This is a genomic window from Chthonobacter rhizosphaerae, assembly GCF_013839525.1.
Lineage (GTDB): Bacteria > Pseudomonadota > Alphaproteobacteria > Rhizobiales > Pleomorphomonadaceae > Chthonobacter > Chthonobacter rhizosphaerae.
This window is the reverse complement of sequence record NZ_JACDIS010000008.1, coordinates 159,358-173,931: the sequence shown is the minus strand read 5'-3', so window position 1 is coordinate 173,931 and position 14,574 is coordinate 159,358. Positions and strand designations below refer to the sequence as shown.

General features: G+C 68.9%; 16 protein-coding genes. 5 read left to right on the top strand and 11 right to left on the bottom strand.

What is annotated here, in order from left to right; genetic code table 11:
• The first annotated feature begins 77 nt into the window (after positions 1 to 77).
• The 5 genes from radC (at position 78) to HND91_RS15760 (ending at position 5,242) form a co-directional block, all read left to right on the top strand.
• Entirely contained in the window at positions 78 to 809 is a 732-nt protein-coding gene (gene radC, locus HND91_RS15780; RefSeq protein ID WP_246329523.1) for a RadC family protein, read from the top strand.
• Positions 810 to 983: 174 nt separating this feature from the next.
• A complete protein-coding gene (locus HND91_RS15775) occupies positions 984 to 2,465 on the top strand; it encodes a circularly permuted type 2 ATP-grasp protein (RefSeq protein WP_181707564.1) in 1,482 nt (493 codons plus the stop codon).
• A gap of 51 nt (positions 2,466 to 2,516) precedes the next feature.
• Positions 2,517 to 3,458: an alpha-E domain-containing protein gene (locus tag HND91_RS15770; protein WP_181707563.1), complete on the top strand. Its 942-nt coding sequence runs from the start codon at positions 2,517 to 2,519 to the stop codon at positions 3,456 to 3,458.
• Positions 3,459 to 3,464: 6 nt separating this feature from the next.
• Complete coding sequence (locus tag HND91_RS15765; RefSeq protein WP_181707562.1) at positions 3,465 to 4,292, top strand: transglutaminase family protein; 828 nt, start codon at positions 3,465 to 3,467, stop codon at positions 4,290 to 4,292.
• A 209-nt stretch (positions 4,293 to 4,501) separates the two neighbouring features.
• On the top strand, positions 4,502 to 5,242 hold the full coding sequence (locus HND91_RS15760; protein ID WP_181707561.1) for a proteasome-type protease: 741 nt from the start codon (positions 4,502 to 4,504) through the stop codon (positions 5,240 to 5,242).
• Here the strand turns inward: HND91_RS15760 and cueR are convergent.
• From cueR to HND91_RS15705, 11 genes are all read right to left on the bottom strand, one after another.
• The gene (gene cueR / locus HND91_RS15755; protein ID WP_181707560.1) at positions 5,230 to 5,643 is read right to left on the bottom strand and encodes a Cu(I)-responsive transcriptional regulator; all 414 of its coding nucleotides are present in this window, start codon (positions 5,641 to 5,643) and stop codon (positions 5,230 to 5,232) included. The two genes, HND91_RS15760 and cueR, sit on opposite strands and share 13 nt — an antisense overlap.
• Before the next feature lie 131 nt (positions 5,644 to 5,774).
• The gene (locus tag HND91_RS15750) at positions 5,775 to 6,044 is read right to left on the bottom strand and encodes an usg protein (protein WP_181707559.1); all 270 of its coding nucleotides are present in this window, start codon (positions 6,042 to 6,044) and stop codon (positions 5,775 to 5,777) included.
• 316 nt (positions 6,045 to 6,360) lie between these two features.
• Positions 6,361 to 6,804, bottom strand: coding sequence for a c-type cytochrome (locus tag HND91_RS15745; protein ID WP_181707558.1), 444 nt, complete (start codon positions 6,802 to 6,804; stop codon positions 6,361 to 6,363).
• Positions 6,805 to 7,035: 231 nt separating this feature from the next.
• A complete protein-coding gene (locus tag HND91_RS15740; RefSeq protein WP_181707557.1) occupies positions 7,036 to 7,767 on the bottom strand; it encodes an SDR family NAD(P)-dependent oxidoreductase in 732 nt (243 codons plus the stop codon).
• A 79-nt stretch (positions 7,768 to 7,846) separates the two neighbouring features.
• Positions 7,847 to 9,064, bottom strand: a complete 1,218-nt coding sequence (locus HND91_RS15735) for a vWA domain-containing protein (protein ID WP_210272739.1) — start codon at positions 9,062 to 9,064, stop codon at positions 7,847 to 7,849.
• A gap of 21 nt (positions 9,065 to 9,085) precedes the next feature.
• Entirely contained in the window at positions 9,086 to 10,003 is a 918-nt protein-coding gene (locus tag HND91_RS15730; RefSeq protein WP_181707556.1) for an AAA family ATPase, read from the bottom strand.
• Positions 10,004 to 10,147: 144 nt separating this feature from the next.
• Entirely contained in the window at positions 10,148 to 11,224 is a 1,077-nt protein-coding gene (locus HND91_RS15725; protein WP_181707555.1) for a branched-chain amino acid ABC transporter substrate-binding protein, read from the bottom strand.
• Between the two features lie 116 nt (positions 11,225 to 11,340).
• Positions 11,341 to 12,459 carry a branched-chain amino acid ABC transporter substrate-binding protein gene (locus HND91_RS15720; RefSeq protein WP_181707554.1) on the bottom strand — a complete coding sequence of 373 codons (1,119 nt, stop codon included), beginning with the start codon at positions 12,457 to 12,459 and terminating at the stop codon, positions 11,341 to 11,343.
• A gap of 135 nt (positions 12,460 to 12,594) precedes the next feature.
• Complete coding sequence (locus tag HND91_RS15715) at positions 12,595 to 12,948, bottom strand: DUF6867 family protein (RefSeq protein WP_181707553.1); 354 nt, start codon at positions 12,946 to 12,948, stop codon at positions 12,595 to 12,597.
• A gap of 12 nt (positions 12,949 to 12,960) precedes the next feature.
• On the bottom strand, positions 12,961 to 13,707 hold the full coding sequence (locus HND91_RS15710) for an ABC transporter ATP-binding protein (RefSeq protein WP_181707552.1): 747 nt from the start codon (positions 13,705 to 13,707) through the stop codon (positions 12,961 to 12,963).
• Positions 13,704 to 14,573: an ABC transporter ATP-binding protein gene (locus tag HND91_RS15705; protein ID WP_181707551.1), complete on the bottom strand. Its 870-nt coding sequence runs from the start codon at positions 14,571 to 14,573 to the stop codon at positions 13,704 to 13,706. Before HND91_RS15705 ends, HND91_RS15710 begins: the two co-directional genes overlap by 4 nt.
• Position 14,574 lies beyond the last annotated feature (1 nt).

Below are 14,574 nucleotides of genomic sequence, written 5' to 3'. Positions count from 1 at the left end.
CGGAGCCGGTTCGCCCCGCCCTCGCCGGTGACGAGCCGTCGAACCCGGGTCCCGCCGAGGCGGACGATCGCCCTCCCCTGGCCGAGCCCTCCCCGCCACGCGGCGCGCCTGCCGATCCGGGCGGCCCAAAGGCCGACAAGCCCCACTATCATGGCCACCGCGACCGGCTGAAGGCGCGCTTCAGCGCCGTCGGTCCGGACGGCATCGCGGACTACGAACTCCTGGAGCTCGTCCTCTTTCCGCTCATCCCGCAGAAGGACCTGAAGCCTCTCGCCAAGGATCTCATCCGCGAGTTCGGGTCCTTCGCCGAGGTGCTCGGCGCCCCGGAGGCGCGGCTCGCGCGGGTCAGCGGCATCGGCCCGAAGACGGCGCTCAGCCTGAAGGTCATCCACGCCGCCGCCCAGCGGATCGCCCGCGGCGCCGTGTTGAAACGGCCCGTGCTGTCCTCCTGGGCCGCCGTCCTCGACTACTGCCGGGCCGCCATGGCGTTCGAGGAGAAGGAGCAGTTCCGCATCCTGTTCCTGGACAAGAAGAACGCCGTCATCGCCGACGAGGTGCAGCAGACCGGCACGGTGGACCACACGCCGGTCTACCCGCGCGAGGTGGTGAAGCGCGCGCTGGAGCTGTCGGCGACGGCCGTCATCCTCGTCCACAACCACCCGTCCGGCGACCCGACCCCGTCGCGGGCGGACGTGACCATGACCAAGCAGATCGTCGACGTGGCGGCGCCGCTCGGCATCGCCGTGCACGATCACATCATCATCGGCCGGGACGGCCACGCGAGTCTCAAGGGACTGAGGCTCATGTAAAGGACCTGGCCTCCAGGCGGGGAAAGCCGCGTCCATCTCGAATCCTGTTCGCCACCAGCCGGAAAATGCCTTCAAAATAAACGAAGTGCCGGCTGAATTGCCTAATCCGTGTCCTTGCCCCGGTCCCGGATTTGCCGCTTAAATCATCACGTGGGTGCTGCAAAGGACGGGTTGATGGCTCCGGTTGCGTTCGACGAGATGACGGGGGACGGCCGGGGCTGCCGGCCCGCCTACAGCCTGATCAAGTCCTGGCTGGCGGAGACGACGCCCGATACCCTGAAGCTCCGGCAGGACGAAGCCGAATTCCTGTTTCGCCGGATCGGCATCACCTTCGCGGTCTACGGCGACGCGGAGGCGGAGGAGCGGATCATCCCGTTCGACATCGTGCCGCGCGTCCTCACCGGCACCGAATGGGCCACCCTCTCCCGCGGGCTCACCCAGCGGGTCACGGCCCTCAACCGCTTCCTCGCCGACATCTACGGCAAGGGCGAGATCATCCGCGCCGGGGTGGTGCCGCAGGAACTCGTCTACCAGAATCCGTCCTTCCGACCCGAGATGGTCGGCGTCCGCCTGCCGTCCGACGTCTATGTGCAGATCGCCGGGATCGACATCATCCGCACCGACGACAAGGACTTCTACGTCCTGGAGGACAACGCGCGCACGCCGTCCGGCGTCTCCTACATGCTGGAGAACCGGGACGTCATGATGCGCCTGTTCCCGGACCTCTTCGCCGAGGCCCGCATCCAACCGGTGGAGAACTATCCGGACGAACTGCTCGCCACCCTGCGCAGCCTCGCGCCCGCGTCCGCGCCGTCCGAGCCGACCGTGGCGCTGATGACGCCCGGTCCCCTCAACTCGGCCTACTACGAACACTCCTTCCTCGCCGACAAGCTCGGCGTGGATCTCGTGGAAGGGCGCGATCTCTTCGTGCGCGACAACGTCGTCTACATGCGCACGACGGAGGGGCCGAAGCGCGTCGACGTCCTCTACCGGCGCATCGACGATGATTTCCTGGATCCCCTCGCCTTCCGGCCCGACTCCGTTCTCGGCGTCCCCGGCCTCATCTCGGCCTATCGCGCCGGCAACGTGAACGTCGCCAACGCGGTCGGCACCGGCGTCGCCGACGACAAGGCCATGTACACCTACATGCCCGACATCGTGCGCTTCTACCTCGGCGAGGAACCGGTGCTGAAGAACGTGCCGACCTGGCGCTGCCGCGAGCCGGACTCCCTTCGCTACGTGCTGGAGCACCTGCCCGAACTCGTCGTGAAGGAGGTCCAGGGCTCAGGCGGCTATGGCATGCTGGTCGGCCCGAAGGCCGACAAGGCGCAGATCGAGACCTTCGCCGCCAAGCTGAAGCACGACCCGGACAACTTCATCGCCCAGCCGACCCTGGCTCTCTCCACCTCCCCCACCTTCGTGGGCGAGGGCGTCGCGCCGCGGCACGTGGACCTGAGGCCGTTCGTGCTCACCGGCTCGGACAAGGTCCGCATCGTCCCCGGCGGGCTGACCCGGGTCGCCCTCAAGGAGGGCTCGCTCGTGGTCAACTCCAGCCAGGGCGGCGGCACCAAGGATACCTGGATCATCGAGGACCCGGACGACGACGACCTCGCGCCCCAGACGCAGTCGCAGTCCCAGTCGCAGGGAAAGGCCTGATCCCGCCGTGCGCTCCGCCCGCCTCCCGTTCCTCCGCGCCTGGATCCGCCCATGCTGAGCCGCCACGCCGACAACCTGTTCTGGCTCGCCCGCTACGTGGAGCGCGCCGAAAACACCGCCCGCCTGCTGGAGGCGGCCGCCCGTCTCTCCGCCATGCCGGTCTCCCACGCAGAGGGCAGCAACGAGTGGGAGATGGCCGTCGCCGCCACCGGCACCCTCGACAGCTTCAAGGAAGCCTATGGCGAGGCCAACGCCCGCACGGTGGTGGAGCATCTCGCCTTCTCCACGTTCAACCCGTCTTCGATCCGCTCCTGCATGGAGGTCGCCCGCACCAACGCGCGCGCGGTGCGCACCGCCCTTACCATGGACATGTGGGAGACCATCAACTCCGGCTGGCTGGAGATGCGCAAGCGCTCCGCCGCGCGCATGAACCGGCAGGAACTCTCCGACTTCCTCGCCTGGGTGAAGGAGGCCTCCCTGCGCTTCGACGGCTCCGCCCACCGGACCATGCTGCGCAACGACGCCTACTATTTCCTCTGCCTCGGCAGCTACATCGAGCGGGCCGACTTCACCGCCCGCATCCTCAACGTCAAGGCCGACGTGCTGACGCCGGACCGGCCGTCGGTCGGCGGCGGCTTCGACTACTACCAGTGGTCCTGGATCCTGCGCTCGGTTTCGGCGCTCACGTCCTACCACTGGGTCTATCGCGAGAACCTGAAGCCGCACCTCGTCGCCGATCTCCTGATCCTGCGCGACGAGATGCCCCGCTCGCTGGTGGCCTGCTACCAGAACATCACCCGCAACCTGGACAGCCTCGCCCGCGACTACGGCCGCCAGGGGCTCGCCCAGCGCAAGGCCCGCTCCACTCTGGGGCGGCTCCAGGGCGCGGAACTTGACGAGGTGTTCAAGGCCGGCCTGCCCGAGTATCTGGACGGCTTCATCAACGAGAATGCCGGCCTCGGCGCGGCCATCGCCGAACAGTATCTCGAGTAGCCGCCCATGCGCCTGCGCATCTGCCACGAGATCTCCGCCAGCTTCGACCAACCGGTCGCGAGCGCCATCCGCACGCTGCGCATGACGCCGCGCACCTATGACGGCCAGTACGTGGTCGATTGGCGCATCGACGTCGACCATGACTGCCGCCTTTCGCGCGCCTTCGACAGCTACGGCAACATCGCCCACGACTTCTTCCTCGCCGGTCCGCTGGACTCCCTGGTTCTGACGGCCGTCGGCGAGGTGGAGACCGACGACACGGCCGGCGTGTTGCAGATCGGCGAACGCCTGCCGGTCGGCCTGTTCCTGCGGGAGACGCGCCTGACCACGCCCGATGCCGCCATCCGCGATCTCGCGTCCGACATGCGATCCGCCGCCGGCGCGAACCCGCTCGACCGCTGCCACGCGCTGATGAAAAGCCTGCACGGCCGCGTGAAACTGCGGCCGCTCGCCGTCGGCGACGTCACCTGCGCGTCGGACGAGACCGCCGCATCCGTGCTCGCCGCCGGGTCCGGATCGCCGGCCGGCGTCGCCCACCTGTTCGTCACCGCCGCCCGCGTGCTCGGCATTCCGGCCCGGCTCGTGTCCGGCTACGCCGCCTTCCGGGACGACGACACGCCCACGGATGCCGCCTGGGTCTGGGCGGAGGCCCAGGTGGCGGGTCTCGGCTGGGTCGGCTTCGACGTGGCGCACGACCGCTGCCCGACGGACATCTACGTCCGCGTCGCCTCCGGCCTCGACCAGCACGGCATCGCCTTCCTGCGCGGCGCCAACCACGGCCTCGGCGCCGAGGTCCTGGTCTCCAAGGCCCAGGTCACGGAGGTGTCCCTGTGACGACGCGCCCGCTTTCAAACGGTGGCTGAATTACGCACAGACGAAGCTGTCCCGATCCAGTATGAGACCCGGCGAAACCGGTGGGCGCGAGCCGCCGGGCGCCGGGGGCGCCCGGTCCCGGGCCGAGAGCGCGACGATCACGATGAGACTGACCACGGGTGGGGGGCACCGTCGCGGACGGACCACCCGGTACGGGTGGAGTTAAGGGCATGACCTACTGCGTCGGCATTCTCGTGGGCGAGGGCCTGACGATGATCGCGGACACGCGCACCAACGCTGGCCTCGACAACGTCGCCCAGTACCGGAAGCTGCACGTGTTCGAGCGGCCCGGCGACCGCATCGTGTCGATCGCCACCGCCGGCAATCTCGCCATCACCCAGTCGGTGATCTCGCTCCTCAACGAGGGCATCCGCGATCCGGAAACCGGCGAGCACGAGACCGTCTGGTCCCAGCCGTCCATGTTCCGCACGGCCCAGTTCGTCGGCCGCGCCATCCGGGAGGTCTACCGCATCGACGGGCCGGCGCTCGAACAATCGTCCGCCGGATTCGACGTCACCATGCTGGTGGGCGGCCAGATCGCCCGCGGGCGCCTGCGGCTGTTCATGATCTACCGCCAGGGCAATTTCATCGAGGCGACGGAGGACACGCCTTTCCTGCAGATCGGCGAGCACAAGTACGGCAAGCCGATCCTGGACCGCGCGATCAAGTTCCGCACCGGCCTCGACGAGGCGTTGAAGCTCGGCCTCATCTCGATGGACAGCACCATGCGGTCCAACCTCGGCGTCGGCATGCCGATCGACCTCATCACGGTCCCGCGCGATGCGCTCCGTCACGAGGTGCTGCACCGGATCGAACCGGGCGAGCCCTACTTCCACGACCTTCGGGAGCGTTGGTCCGCCGCGCTGCGGGCCGCCCATCAGGCGATCCCGAAGCCGCCCTACAGCGGCTGACGCGCGCCCTCGCGCGCCGGCGCGGCGAGATCGTCGAGGATCGGGCAATCGGGCCGGTCGTCGCCGTGGCAGGCGTGGACGAGCCGCGTCAGGGTGGCCCGCATGGCCTTCAGTTCGGCGATCTTGGCGTCCACGTCGGCGATGCGCTCCTCCGCGAGCGCCCGCACGTCGGCGCTCGCCCGTGCCCTGTCCTCGTAGAGCGACAGGAGGTGCCGGCAGTCCTCGATGGAGAAGCCGAGCGACCGGGCGCGCTGCAGGAAGCGCAGCTTGTGGAGCTCCCGCTCGCCATAGTCGCGGTAGCCGTTCTCCGACCGGGGCGGCCGTAGCAGCCCGATCTCCTCGTAGTAGCGGATCGTCTTGGCCGGAAGACCCGACCGGGTCGCTGCGTCGCCGATGTTCATGCTGGTCGACTGCTCCGTTTCGGCGCTACGCCGGGGCTTCGCGCCTCTCTGCCGTATGAGGGCGTTCGGACCCTATATAGCGACGCCGCCGGCCGCCGCGAAGGCCGCCGGCGGCTCGCGTCGCGGGCCGGTCAGTGGACGAGGAAGCTCGCGTCCACCTTCTTCCATTCGCTCGGCCCGATCAGGCGCTTGTGGGCCACGTCCACCGAATGGAGCGCGCCGTCGATCTTCGCCTTCCAGAAATCCAGGAACCGGCTCAGCTCCGGGAAGTCCGGCGCCATGTCGTAGTTCTGCCAGACGTAGGACTGCAGGATCTTGGGATGATCGGGCATCCGATAGAGGATGTGGGCCGTGGTCAGCCCGTAGCCCATCAACTGGAGCCGGAACTCAGCACTCGCCATACCGAACCTCACTCGCTGTCGTCGGTGGCGGTCAGCCGCAACGGGGCCGGCCGCGCATCCCATGATGCGCGATAGAGAGTGACAGCGAAAGAGTTTATTGCTTGTAAAACAAGGAGTTAGCAGCAATGTCCGAAGAGTGCTGCCAAAACCGGCATGCCGCTGGCGAAGGCACCTCGTCCTACCTCAAAGGTGTCGCGAGCACCAGCCCTGAAGAGCATGCGGACCGCTTTCCATCAAGCGTGAACCCCGTCCGGCGTTTCGGCCGCATCCTGCAGAGGCCTGCCGCACCGTCCCCGGCGCCGGACGATTCAGGCCCTCAAGGGCTGGTGACCACGGCGAGCGCGTCCAGATAGGCGATCACGTTGGCGATCTGCGGCGGGTCCAGCACCACTTCCGGCATGTCCGGATGTCCGGTGACGATGCCCTCGGCGAGGCTCTCCTCCAGGCTTTCAGCCGGATAATCCTTCAGGATGTCGCGGAAGGCCGGCGCTTTGGCATCGGGGCTGTCGCCCGTGGCCCCGATGGCGTGGCAGCCGGAGCAGACCTGGTCGAGGTAGGCCTTGCCGGTCCGAGCCGAAGCCACCGGCACCTCGTCGGGCACCGCCGCCGGCGCCGCCTCGCCCGTGCCGGCGTCCGGCGGCGCCTCGGGAGCGGTCTCGGCCGACGGCTGGGTGGCCGGATCGCCGGTCTGGGCCGTCGATGTGATGATGGAGAGCGCGAGCGCCAGGATCGTCGCCGTCACGCCTAAGCCGGTCCGCATCATCATGCCTCTCCCCGAGTCGCCTCGTTGCGCCGCCCCCGAGCCTAGAACGCTCTCCGGCCTGGCGGTATCGTCAGGTCGATCAGAAAGCGCTCCAGGATCAACAGTCTGGAGCATTCTGTCATCGGCCGGGTCTTCCAACCCGGACAAAGAATGCCCCGGTCCGGAGCTCCGCGGACGCCTACCCTAACGACCCGCACCGCCGACCGGTTGCGTCCGGCGGCCGCCGGCTCAGCCCTTGGTGCGGAGCGTGGAGCGTCCTCCGTCGACGCCGATGATCTGGCCGGTGATCCACGAGCCCGCGTCGGTCAAGAGCACCTCCGCGAGGCCCGCCACGTCGTCCGGCGCTCCGAGCCGCGGCAGGGCGTGCAGCCCGGCGATCGCCTTGCGCATGGGCTCGTTCGCCGTCATCGGGGCGGCGAGCGGCGTTTCCGTGAGGCTCGGCGCGATGGCGTTGACGCGGATCTTCGGCGCGAGTTCGGCCGCGAGAGACAACACCAGCCCGTTCACCGCGCCCTTTGCGGCCGCGATGGAGGCATGTGCCGCGAAGCCCTGCCGGGCCGCAACCGTGGAGAAGAGCAGCACCGACGACGTGCCCTCGCCCTTGGCAAGATGCGCCACCGCCGCCCGGATCGCCCGCGCCGCGCCAAGCGCGTTGACGGTGAAATCGCCGAGAAAGTCCTCGTCCGTCAGCCGCCCGAGCGGCTTCAGGTTGATGGTGCCGACCGCGTAGACGAGGCCCTTCAGCGGCTGGTCGCCGACGTCCGCCATCACGCGTTCCGCCGTGCCGGCCTCCGTGACGTCGCCGACCGTGTAGCGGCCGCCGAGGTCGCCGGCGAGCGCGGACAGCCGGCCTTCGTCGCGGGCCACCAGATGGAGCGCCGCGCCCGAGCCGGCCAGCCGCCGCGCGATCGCGCCGCCCAGCCCGCCGGTTCCGCCGTAGATGAGATAGAGATCGCTCATTCAACTCTCCGCCGTGCTGGACCGTCCATCCCCTACGTCGGAGTGCATGGATTGGTTCAGCCGTCCGGACAGCCGGTCGTCACGCGACGGTGCGGAGCCAGGCGCGCGGATCCTTGCCGGACGATCCGCCCTCCTCCAGGGCGCGGCAGAGGTCGGCCACCGCGTCGAGGCTGTGGATCGGCCGGAACTCGTCCACGTGCGGCAGCATGGCCTTCACGCCGGCGGCCCGCGCCTCGAAGCCTTCGAACCGCAGCAGCGGATTGAGCCACACGAGGCGACGGCAGGAGCGGTGCAGCCGGTCCATCTCGCGACCGAGGCCGGTGACGTCGTCGCGCTCCAGACCGTCGGTGATCAGGAGCACGATAGGCCCGCCCGACAGCACCCGCCGCGACCAGTCCTTGTTGAACCGGTGCAGCGCCTCGCCGATGCGCGTGCCGCCCGACCAGTCGGCGACGTGGGACGAACAGGCGATCAGCGCCTCGTCCGGATCCTTCATGGTCAGCTGGCGGGTGACGTTGGTGAGCCGCGTGCCGAACAGGAAGGTGTGCACCTTCCGCCGGGTCGAGAGCGCGTGGAGAAAGTGCAGGAACAGCCGGGAGTACTGGCTCATGGAGCCGGAGATGTCCACGATGGCGACGATCGGCGGGTGCACCCGCTTCGGCTCCCGGAACGCCAGCGGGATGATGGCGCCGCCGGTCCGCAGCGACGCCTGCAGGGTGCGCCGCAGGTCGATCTCGCCGCCGCGCCGGTTCGGCACCCGGCGGCGCGTCGGCACCGTGTCGAGCGGCATCACCAGGTCCCGCACCGACCGCATGGCCTCGGCGATCTCCGCCGCCGACATCTGGGCGAAGTCCTTCTTCTGCAGGATCTCCCGGTCGGAGACGGTCAGCCTGGCGTCGATCTCGATCTCCGGCCGCTCCACCGTCCGGTCGGCCGCCGCGTCGCCGAAGAAGGCGTTGGCGAGACGCGCCGCGCCGGCCTTGGGCGGATCCGCCGGGGCGCGTGGCGGCGCGATCGGCGACATCATGGCGATCATCTTCTCCACGAGGCCGCGCGACCGCCAGAAGGTGCGGAAGGCCTCGTCGAAGAGCACGTGGTGGTCGCGCCGGGTCACGAAGATCGCGTGGAGCGTCCAGTAGACGTCCGCCCGCGAAGCGACGCCCGCCACCGTGAGCGCTTCCACGGCGTCCACCACCGACGACGGCCCCACGGGCATGCCGGCCCGGCGGAGGAGCCGCGCGAAATGGATCACGTTCTCGGTCAGCCGGCTCTCGTCGGTCGATTCCATCTCGCTCATCGCAGCCGCCCTTGCCGCCCGTCAGCCCGCGAGGGCGCGGGACTTCGCCTGCTCGACGATGCGGCCGAGGTCCGACCCGCGCAGCCGGGCGATGTCGTCCTGGTACTTGAGCAGCACGCCGAGCGTGTCGGACACCGTCTCCGGATCGAGCGCCAGCATGTTCAGCTCGGCGAGCGCCGTCGCCCAATCCAGCGTCTCGGCCACGCCCGGCACCTTGAAGAGGTCCATGGTCCGCAGCGTCTGGACGAAGGCCACCACCTGCCGGCCGAGATCGGCGGACGCGGTCGGCACCTTGGTGCGCACGATGGCGAGCTCCCGCTCCACGTCCGGATAATCGACCCAATGGTAGAGGCACCGACGCTTCAGGGCGTCGTGGATCTCGCGGGTCCGGTTGGTGGTGATGATCACGATCGGCGCCTCAGCCGCCTGCACCGTGCCGAACTCCGGAATCGTCACCTGATGATCCGCCAGCACCTCCAGCAGGAAGGCCTCGAACGCCTCGTCCGCCCGGTCCAGCTCGTCGATGAGAAGCACCGGGCTGCGCCCGTCCACGGTCGGCTCCAGGGCCTGCAGGATGGGGCGCTTGATGAGGAAGCGCTCGGAAAACACGTCCGACGCGATCTCGCCGCGGTCCTGCAGCCCCGCCGCCTCCGCGATCCGGATCTCCACCATCTGGGCGGCGTAGTTCCACTCGTAGACGGCGCTCGCCAGATCCAGGCCCTCATAGCACTGCAGCCGGATCAGCGGCCGGCCGAGGGTCGCGGACAGGACCTTGGCGATCTCCGTCTTGCCGACGCCCGCCTCCCCCTCCAGGAACAGCGGGCGACGCATCCGGAGGCTGAGGAAGAGCACCGTCGCGAGGGCCCGGTCGGCCACGTACCCGCCCCCGGTGAGGAGCGCCAGGGTGTCGTCGATGGTGGCGGGAACGGGTGCCGACATGGCGTCTCCTTGTCCGGTCTTCTTGTCCGCCCGCAGTGGCCGCGGTAAGCGCGAGACGCGATCCCGGCGCGGGCTGTTGCGCCGGTTATAGCATCGCTTTCCGGCCTGAAGGGGACCGCCGATAGTACAGGTCCGCCGCTCCGCTCACTCCAGCGGTACGAGGGCGCCGCCGCGCCAGACGAACAGGGCGTAGCCCGGTTCGCGCCGGTCCCCCTTCTCGTCGAAGGTCACCGGACCGATCACCGTCTCGTGGGTTGCGTCCCGCGCGGCGGCGGCGGGATCGCTCGCCTCGCCGATCGCGGCCAGGATCTCCACGGCCGCATAGGCGGAGAGGCCCACGACGCCCGGCTCCACGCCTGCCGCCCGAAGCGCCGTCACGGCCTCCTGCCGCCCCGGGGCGTCCGGCGCCTCGGCCGGCAGCGCCACGACGACGCCCTCGGCGGCCGCTCCGGCTACGTCCGGGAAGGCGTTGAGGCCGACCGGATCGCCGGCGACGATCTCGGCAGTCAGGCCGCGCGCGCGCATCTCCGACGCGATCACGGCCACGTCCGGGTGGAAGGCGCCGATCACCACCTTGGACACCGCCGCATCCTGCAGCTGCCCGACCAGGGCGTTCTGGCTCTTCTCGCCCGGCGTGAACGACAGGTCGGCCACCGGCTCGCCGCCGCCCGCCCGGAAGCCCGCGATGGCGGCGTCGGTCAGGCCCTTGCCGAAGATGCCGCCGTCATTGACGAAGGCGACCCGCACGTCCGGGCCTTCGCTCAGGAGATGGCGCACGATCGCCTGCGGCTGCTCGTCGGAACGGGGCGCCACGCGGAACACCAGGGGGCCGATCCGCTCGTCGGTGAAGCGCGGGTTGGTGACGGCCGGGCTCGCCAGCGGCACCCCGGCCGCCGCGTAGGCCTTGGCAGCCGGGATGGCCGCCGCCGAGCAGGCATGGCCGACCACCGCCCGCACGCCCCGCCCGATCAGCTGGTTGGCGACGGCGGCGCCGGTCTCCGCGTCGCACTTGTCGTCGACCACCACGACGGCGGCGGGCTCTCCGCCGATGCCGCCGTCGGCGTTCACCCTCGCCACCGCTGCCTCGACGCCGGCGCGGATCTCGGCCCCGATCCCGGCGAACGCGCCGCTCATGGGACCGGCGACACCGATCAGGACCTCCGCCCGGGCGGGTCCGGCGAGAACGCAGCCGAGCAGGCAGACGACAGGGACGAGACGCATGGACGGGCCCCGGGAGGAAGCGGACATTCGGCGCGAGTATGAAACGAAACGGCCCGCCCCGGCAAACCGGAGCGGGCCTCGTCATCAGCCGACGGCTCGAGGCCGCCGCGCCGGGATCACTGCATCTGCGTGTAGGTGATCTTGCCGGCGTCGTTCTTCTTCCAGACGTACATGGTGTAGTCCGGACGGGTGATGTCGCCCTTCTCGTCGAAGCCGAGCTGACCGATCACCGTGGTATACTGGGTGCCGCCCTTCAGGGCCTCGGCCACCTTCTGCGGGTCGTTCTCGCCGGCGGCCTTGATGCCCTCGACGATGACCTGCACGGCCGCGTAGGAGTAGAGCGTGTAGGCCTCCGGCTCGAAGCCGGCGGCGCGGAACTTCTCGACCACCGGAGCGGCGTCCGCATTGGTGCGCGGGTCGGGCGGGAAGGTCATCAGGGTGCCTTCCACGGCCGGGCCGCCGATCGAGGCGAACTCGTCGGAGGTGATGCCGTCGCCGGACATGAGCACGGCCTTGAGGCCTTGGTCGGCCGCCTGGCGGACGATCAGGCCGGCTTCCGTGTGCAGGCCGCCGTAGTAGATGATGCCGACGTTCGCAGCCTTCAGCTTGGAGATGAGGGCCGAGAAGTCCTTGTCGCCGATGTTGATGCCTTCGTAGACGGCTTCGGTGACGCCGAGGCCGTTCATGGCCTTCTTGGTCTCGTCGGCGAGGCCCTGGCCGTACGGGGTCTTGTCGTGAATGACCGCGACCGGCGTGTCCTTGTAGTTGTCGGCGATGTACTTGCCGGCGACGGCGCCCTGCTGGTCGTCACGGCCGCAGGTGCGGAACGTGTTCCAGAGGCCGCGCTCGGTGAAGTTCGGGTTGGTCGAGGCCGGCGTGATCTGGAAGATGCCGTTCTCGGCATAGACTTCCGAGGCCGGGATCGACACGCCCGAGTTGAAGTGGCCGACCACGTACTGGACGCCTTCGCCGACGAACTTGTTCGCGACCGACACGCCCTGCTTCGGGTCGGACACGTCGTCGCCGAGCACGATGCTCAGCATCTCGCCGTTGACGCCGCCCGCCGCGTTGATGTCCGCGACGGCCTGCTCGGCGCCCTTCTGCAGCTGCGCGCCGAAAGCGGCGTTCGGGCCGGTGAGCGGACCGGCGACGCCGATCTTGATCTCGGCGAAGGCCTGCGACGCGAACATCAAGCTCGCGGCGAAGACGGCGCCGGTCAGAAGCTGCTTCTTCATGGTGGAGACTCTCCCGACTGTTCTGGAAGGTGGGCCGATTGGTCCGGCCCGTTTGACACGGTTGACCCGCTGGAGCTGAATTTCGACTATCTTTTCAGCGTTGTCACCCGGATTCGACTAAATGGTAAAATAACTTCAAGCGGCAGCTTTCGGCTTCCAGGAGAACGGCCCCGAGCTCTCGTAGAGCCAGTAGTACTGGCGCACCATCTGCCGCGTGAGGTTGAACCGGTAGCCCGCGAACGCGATGACCTGGAGGATGATCGTGTCCACGAGATAGTAGTGGAGCGACAACAGCGTGCCGTGGAAGAGGGCGAAGTGGATGAAGCGAACCGCCATCCCCAGCACCAGCACATACAGGAACACCGTCGTGGCGGTCCGCCAGGTGAGCGCGCAGGCGCGGCCCGTCATCCAGGCCGCCCAACCGCCGAGCACCAGCGTCACCAGGGCGAACAGGAAGATGTTCGGTTCTTCGTACAGAATGCCTTGCATCGACCCCTCCCCTCAGTGCCGTCCGCCCTCGAGGTACGCGGCGCGCACCTCCGGGCTTTCCAGAAGCTCCCGGCCGGAGCCGGACATGGTGATCACGCCGTTGACCATCACATAGGCCCGGTGGGCGAGCTTCAGCGCGTGGTAGGCGTTCTGCTCCACCAGGAAGACCGTCAGGCCCTGGCTGCGGTTCAGCTCCTTGATGGCGTCGAAGATCTGCTTGACGATCAGCGGCGCGAGGCCGAGCGACGGCTCGTCCAGCATCAGGAGCTTCGGCCGCGCCATCAGGGCGCGGGCGATGGCGAGCATCTGCTGCTCGCCGCCGGACAGCGTGCCCCCCCGCTGGCCGATGCGCTCCTTCAGACGCGGAAAGAGCGTGAACATCTTCTCCACGTCCTCGTCGAAGTATTTGAGGTCGTCGAGGCCCGCGCCCATCTGGAGATTCTCCAGTACGGTCATGCGCGGGAAGATGCGCCGCCCTTCCGGCGACTGGGCGATCCTCAGCCGCGCGATCTCGTGCGGCGGCATGCGGGTGATGTCCCGCCCCTCGTAGAGGATGGCGCCTTCCCGCGCCTGCGGGCTGCCGAAGATCGTCATCATCAGCGTGGACTTGCCGGCGCCGTTGGCGCCGATCAGCGTCACGATCTCGCCGGCATGGACGTCCACGTCCACGCCCTTGAGGGCGATGATGTTGCCGTAGAAGGTCTTCACGCCGCGGACGGCGAGCAGCGGCGATCCTGTCCCGTTGGTCACGCTCGTCATCCGGCCTCTCCCGTCAGCACGTCCAGCTGCTTTTCCACCTTCTCCACCTCTTCGTCGTCGACGCCGAGGTAGGCCGCGATCACGCGCGGATCGTTCTGCACGAAGGCGGGGGTGCCGTCCGAGATCTTGGTGCCGTATTCGAGCACGACCACGTGGTCGGAGATCTCCATGACCACCGACATGTCGTGCTCGATGAGGAGCAGCGACGTCCTTTCCGTGTCGCGGATGCCGAGGAGCAGTTCGTTGAGCTCGGCCGATTCGCGCGGGTTGAGGCCCGCCGCCGGCTCGTCCAGGCACAACAGTTCCGGCCCCGTGCACATGGCGCGGGCGATCTCCAGCCGGCGCTGCGCGCCGTACGGCAGGTCGCCGGCCGGGTCGTCGGCGCGGGCGGTGAGGCGGATCTTGTCGAGCCAGTACTTGGCCCGCTCCATCGCCTCCTTCTCCTTGGCCCTGTAGCCGCCGATGCCCAGGATGCCGCCGACGGTCATGCCGGAGGCGACCATCAGGGCGTTGTGCTGGGCGACGAGCAGGTTTTCCAGAAGCGTCATGCCCGAGAACAGGCGGATATTCTGGAAGGTGCGCGCCACCTTGGCCTTGCCGGAGATCTTGAAGTCCGGCATCCGCTCCAGCATGTACCGCGTCCCGTCGCGGTGGGCGAGGTCGAGCCGCCCCATCGTCGGCTTGTAGAAGCCGGTGATGCAGTTGAACACGGTCGTCTTGCCGGCGCCGTTCGGCCCGATCAGCGCGGTGATGTCGCCGCGCCCGGCCTTGAACGTCAGATCGTTCACCGCCACCAGGCCGCCGAAGCGCATGGTGACGTGTTCGACGGTGAGAACGGGATCGTTGTCCCAGCGTTCGGTCGTCATG

Excerpts from the sequence above, each read along its gene's own strand:
- HND91_RS15775 (WP_181707564.1), top strand. The coding sequence starts at position 984 with ATGGCTCCGGTTGCGTTCGACGAGATGACGGGGGACGGCCGGGGCTGC.
- HND91_RS15770 (WP_181707563.1), top strand. The coding sequence starts at position 2,517 with ATGCTGAGCCGCCACGCCGACAACCTGTTCTGGCTCGCCCGCTACGTG.
- HND91_RS15765 (WP_181707562.1), top strand. The coding sequence starts at position 3,465 with ATGCGCCTGCGCATCTGCCACGAGATCTCCGCCAGCTTCGACCAACCG.
- HND91_RS15760 (WP_181707561.1), top strand. The coding sequence starts at position 4,502 with ATGACCTACTGCGTCGGCATTCTCGTGGGCGAGGGCCTGACGATGATC.
- cueR (WP_181707560.1), bottom strand. The coding sequence starts at position 5,643 with ATGAACATCGGCGACGCAGCGACCCGGTCGGGTCTTCCGGCCAAGACG.
- HND91_RS15750 (WP_181707559.1), bottom strand. The coding sequence starts at position 6,044 with ATGGCGAGTGCTGAGTTCCGGCTCCAGTTGATGGGCTACGGGCTGACC.
- HND91_RS15745 (WP_181707558.1), bottom strand. The coding sequence starts at position 6,804 with ATGCGGACCGGCTTAGGCGTGACGGCGACGATCCTGGCGCTCGCGCTC.
- HND91_RS15740 (WP_181707557.1), bottom strand. The coding sequence starts at position 7,767 with ATGAGCGATCTCTATCTCATCTACGGCGGAACCGGCGGGCTGGGCGGC.
- HND91_RS15735 (WP_210272739.1), bottom strand. The coding sequence starts at position 9,064 with ATGAGCGAGATGGAATCGACCGACGAGAGCCGGCTGACCGAGAACGTG.
- HND91_RS15730 (WP_181707556.1), bottom strand. The coding sequence starts at position 10,003 with ATGTCGGCACCCGTTCCCGCCACCATCGACGACACCCTGGCGCTCCTC.
- HND91_RS15725 (WP_181707555.1), bottom strand. The coding sequence starts at position 11,224 with ATGCGTCTCGTCCCTGTCGTCTGCCTGCTCGGCTGCGTTCTCGCCGGA.
- HND91_RS15720 (WP_181707554.1), bottom strand. The coding sequence starts at position 12,459 with ATGAAGAAGCAGCTTCTGACCGGCGCCGTCTTCGCCGCGAGCTTGATG.
- HND91_RS15715 (WP_181707553.1), bottom strand. The coding sequence starts at position 12,948 with ATGCAAGGCATTCTGTACGAAGAACCGAACATCTTCCTGTTCGCCCTG.
- HND91_RS15710 (WP_181707552.1), bottom strand. The coding sequence starts at position 13,707 with ATGACGAGCGTGACCAACGGGACAGGATCGCCGCTGCTCGCCGTCCGC.
- HND91_RS15705 (WP_181707551.1), bottom strand. The coding sequence starts at position 14,573 with ATGACGACCGAACGCTGGGACAACGATCCCGTTCTCACCGTCGAACAC.